This window comes from Angustibacter speluncae (genome assembly GCF_054777815.1).
This window is the reverse complement of record NZ_BAAHAF010000140.1, coordinates 1-3,988: the sequence shown is the minus strand read 5'-3', so window position 1 is coordinate 3,988 and position 3,988 is coordinate 1. Positions and strand designations below refer to the sequence as shown.

At 76.6% G+C, this 3,988-nt stretch carries 4 protein-coding genes; 3 read left to right on the top strand and 1 reads right to left on the bottom strand.

The features are described 5' to 3' along the window. Positions 1-396 (top strand): C40 family peptidase (locus ACYVKY_RS16065; RefSeq protein WP_460435994.1); only part of this gene is annotated, 396 nt, incomplete at its 5' end. 131 nt (positions 397-527) lie between these two features. Here ACYVKY_RS16065 and ACYVKY_RS16060 read toward each other — a convergent pair. Beyond that, positions 528-1,022 carry an inorganic diphosphatase gene (locus ACYVKY_RS16060; RefSeq protein ID WP_460435993.1) on the bottom strand — a complete coding sequence of 165 codons (495 nt, stop codon included), beginning with the start codon at positions 1,020-1,022 and terminating at the stop codon, positions 528-530. Between the two features lie 110 nt (positions 1,023-1,132). On the opposite strand from ACYVKY_RS16060, the gene dacB reads away from it, so the two are divergent. Further along, on the top strand, positions 1,133-2,584 hold the full coding sequence (dacB, locus tag ACYVKY_RS16055) for a D-alanyl-D-alanine carboxypeptidase/D-alanyl-D-alanine endopeptidase (protein ID WP_460435992.1): 1,452 nt from the start codon (positions 1,133-1,135) through the stop codon (positions 2,582-2,584). 132 nt (positions 2,585-2,716) lie between these two features. After that, complete coding sequence (locus tag ACYVKY_RS16050; protein WP_460435991.1) at positions 2,717-3,799, top strand: zinc-dependent metalloprotease; 1,083 nt, start codon at positions 2,717-2,719, stop codon at positions 3,797-3,799. The last annotated feature ends 189 nt before the right edge of the window (positions 3,800-3,988 follow it).

Genomic DNA, 3,988 nt, shown 5'->3' with positions numbered 1-3,988 from the left:
ACCCCGCCGTCGGGCAGCTCGCGCGGCTCGGCCGCGGGCGGCCAGGCGGCCGTCGAGTGGGCGCGCACCCAGATCGGCAAGCCGTACCAGTGGGGCGGCACCGGCCCGGACGCCTACGACTGCTCCGGCCTCACCGGCGCCGCCTGGCGGCACGGCGGGGTCAGCCTGCCGCGCACCTCGCGCTCGCAGTACGACGCGGTGCAGAAGATCTCGTACTCGCAGCTGCGGCCGGGCGACCTGATCTTCTACGGCAGCTCGAGCTCGTCCGGCTCGATCTACCACGTCGCCATCTACTCCGGCGGCGGCCGCATGGTCGAGGCGCCCCGCGCGGGCGTGCCGCTGCGCGAGACCTCGCTGCGGATGAGCGGCACCATGCCGTTCGCCGGCCGCCCCTGAGCCCGTCCGTCCACCACGTCCAGTGGGCGATCGCCAACTGGACGTGGCGTGCGCGCGCCCCGTGAAGGGTGTGCTCGCCTCGCGAAGACGGCTGGACGCGGGGCGGCCGTCGTTCCCCGGTGGCGCGGGCCTCAGTGGTCCTGCGGGTTGTCCTTGAGCCGCTGGAACGAGGCGTGGATCTCGGCCTCGGCCTCGGCGCGGCCGACCCAGTGGGCGCCCTCGACGGACTTGCCGGGCTCGAGGTCCTTGTAGGTCTCGAAGAAGTGCTGGATCTCGAGCCGGTAGAACTCGCCGATGTCGTCGAGGTCCTGCAGGTGGTCGAGCCGCGGGTCGCCCGCGGGGATGCACATCACCTTGTCGTCGCCGCCGGCCTCGTCGCGCATGTGGAACATGCCGATCGCGCGGCAGCGGATCAGGCAGCCCGGGAAGGTGGGCTCGTCGATGAGCACGAGCGCGTCGAGCGGGTCGCCGTCCTCGCCGAGGGTGTTGTCGATGAACCCGTAGTCGGCCGGGTAGCGGGTGGCGGTGAACAGCGTCCGGTCGAGCTTGATGCGGCCGGTGACGTGGTCGACCTCGTACTTGTTCCGCGTCCCCTTCGGGATCTCGATCGTGACGTCGAAGTCCATGTCGCGCTCCCGTGCTCGAGGGTGTCGAAGATCGGCGGCTAGTCTCCCGCACGGGCCGCCCGCCCGGGCAGCCGGGTTCGACGGGACCGCTTCGACCGGACGGGGTGCAGGTGGCGCAGCAGCGGCGCGGACGCGGCCGACGCGCCCTCGTGGCGACCGCCGTCGTGCTGGTCCTGCTCGGCGCCGGCGGTGCCTACGCGGTGGCCGACGTCCGCGACCGCGTGCCGGGGCCGCTCACCGACGACCCCGTCCCCCAGCCGTACCCCGAGGTCGGCACGGCGCCCGGTGCGGTCGAGCCCGGCCCGTGGACGCCCGGCGCGAGCGCCGCCCTCGACGACGCCGCCCCCGCACCGGACCCGCAGGCGCTCTCGGCCGCCCTCGGCCCGCTGCTGGCCGACCCCGCGCTCGGGGCGCGGGTCGGCGCGTCGGTCGTCGACCCCGCGGACGGGGCCGAGCTGCTCGAGGTCTCCGGCGGCGCCGTCTTCGAGCCCGCCTCGGTCGCCAAGGTCCTGACCGGGACGGCGGTGCTGCACCGGCTCGGACCCGACCACGTCCTCACGACCGCGGTGCGCCGCGACGGCGACGACCTCTACCTGGTCGGCGGTGGCGACCTGCTGCTCGGCCCCGGCCCCGGCGACCCCGCGTCGGTCGTCGGCCGCGCCGGCCTCGGCGACCTGGCCGAGCAGGTGGGCTCGGCCCTGCGCACCAGCTCGTCGGCCGGTGTGCGGCTGCACCTGGACGACTCCCTGTTCGCCGGGCTCGGCTGGGGTGGTGCGCCGACCGGTCCCGGCGTCGTGCCGGCTGACCTGGCCGCCGGGTACGTGGCGCCGGTCACCGGGCTGGCCGTCGACGCCGGCCGGTTGCGCCGCGAGACCTACGCCCCGCGCGTCCCCGACCCCGGGCTCGCGGCGGCCGCCACCTTCGTCGAGGAGCTCGGCCGCGCCGGCGTCCTCGTGGTCGCACCGCCCGACCGGGCCCGGGTGCCCGAGCAGGCCACCGAGGTCGCCTCGGTCGAGTCCGCGCCGCTCGGCGAGGTGGTCGCGCACACCCTCGCGACCAGCGACAACGACGTCGCCGAGGCCCTGTCGCGGCTCGTGGCGCTCGACGCCGGTGCCGCACCCGGGTTCGGGACGGGTGGGGCCGCCGTGCTCGCCGCCGTCGCCGAGGTGGGCGTGCCCGTCGAGGGTGCCGTGCTCGCCGACGGCAGCGGGCTGTCCGACGGGTCGCGCCTGGCGCCCCGGACGCTGACGGCCGCGCTGGCCGCCGCCGCGTCGGACGAGCACCCGCAGCTGCGCGGCGTCCTCACCGGACTGCCCGTCGCGGCCCTCACCGGCACGCTCGCCCCCCGGTTCACCGCTCCCGAGGCGGCCGCCGGCCGCGGACTCGTCCGCGCCAAGACCGGCTCGCTCACCGGGACGAGCAGCCTCGCCGGCACGGTCGTCGACGCGGACGGCCGGCTGCTCGCCTTCACCGTGATGGTCGACGCCGCCCCCTCGACCGAGGCGGCGCGGCGCGCCCTCGACCGGGTCGCTGCCGCGCTCGCCGCCTGCGGCTGCCGCTGACGGCGGCGTCCGCTCACCACGTTCAGTTGGTGACCTGCCCGTCCAGTCGGCGTGCACGCCCCGTGAACGGTGCGCTCACGTACCGAACGTGGTGAGCGAACCGGGCCGGACGGCGCGGGTTACGGTGGCGCGATGCAGCCCGAGCCGGTCGCCCACACCGCCGTCGACGCGCTGATCGACTGGGACCTCGCGACCCGGGCGGCCGGCCAGCTGCTGCGTCCCGGCCCGCAGGTCGGCGCGCAGGAGGCGTGCGACGTCGTCGAGCAGCTGCGTCGGTACGCGTCCGACTCCACCGGCTACGTCGCCGAGACCACCGGCCTGCACGCGCGTCCCGGCGAGGGGGTGCTCGTGGTCGACCGGCTCGGCTGGGTGACCGCGAACGTCGACTCCTTCCGCGAGATGCTCGCGCCCCCGGTCGCCGCGGCGACCGCGCGTCGCGAGGCCAGGCCGGGCGGGCTCACCCAGGCGGTCGGCAGCAAGGTCACCGGCGTCGAGCTGGGCTCGCTGCTGGCGTTCCTCGGGTCGAAGGTGCTGGGGCAGTACGACATCAGCGGGGCCGAGGGCTCGGGCACGGGCCGGCTGCTCCTCGTCGCGCCGAACGTCGTGCAGGTCGAGCGCGAGCTCGACGCCGACCCCGACGACTTCCGGCTCTGGGTGTGCCTGCACGAGGAGACCCACCGGGTGCAGTTCACCGCCACGCCCTGGCTGCGCGAGCACCTGCTCGGCGCCAGCCGCGCGCTGGCCGAGGACCTGCTCGGCGAGCCGGGCCAGCTCGCCGACCGGCTCACCGCCGCCGCCCGCCAGCTGCCGGACGTGCTGCGCGGCGGCGACGGGACCGGCCTGCTCGAGCTGGTGCAGACGCCGGAGCAGCGCGCCGCCGTCGCCCGGCTCACGGCCGTGATGTCGCTGCTCGAGGGCCACGCCGACGTCGTCATGGACGAGGTCGGCCCGCAGGTCATCCCCAGCGTCGCCACGATCCGCGAGCGGTTCACCGCGCGGCGCGCCGGCAGCGGCGCCCTCGACCGCGTGCTGCGGCGCCTGCTCGGGCTCGAGGCGAAGATGCGCCAGTACCGCGACGGCGCCGTCTTCGTCCGCGGCGTCGTCGACGCGGTCGGCATGGACGGCTTCAACGCGGTCTGGACCTCGCCGGACACGCTGCCGCTCCCCGAGGAGATCGCCGACCCCCGCGCCTGGGTGCGCCGGGTGCACGGCTGACGTCCGCGACCGTGGCACCGCTGCCGTGAGCGGTCCGGCACCGGCGGTCGCCGCGGTCCGCCTGGCGGTGCGGACGGCGCTCGCCGGCCTCGACCCCGACGCGCTGGTGCTCGTCGCGTGCAGCGGCGGGCCCGACTCGCTCTCGCTGGCCGCCGCGTGCGCGCACGAGGCCGCGCGGACGGGTGCGCG

Bases quoted from the DNA above. Each gene is read 5' to 3' on its own strand.
- ACYVKY_RS16060 (WP_460435993.1), bottom strand. From the start codon at position 1,022: ATGGACTTCGACGTCACGATCGAGATCCCGAAGGGGACGCGGAACAAG.
- ACYVKY_RS16050 (WP_460435991.1), top strand. From the start codon at position 2,717: ATGCAGCCCGAGCCGGTCGCCCACACCGCCGTCGACGCGCTGATCGAC.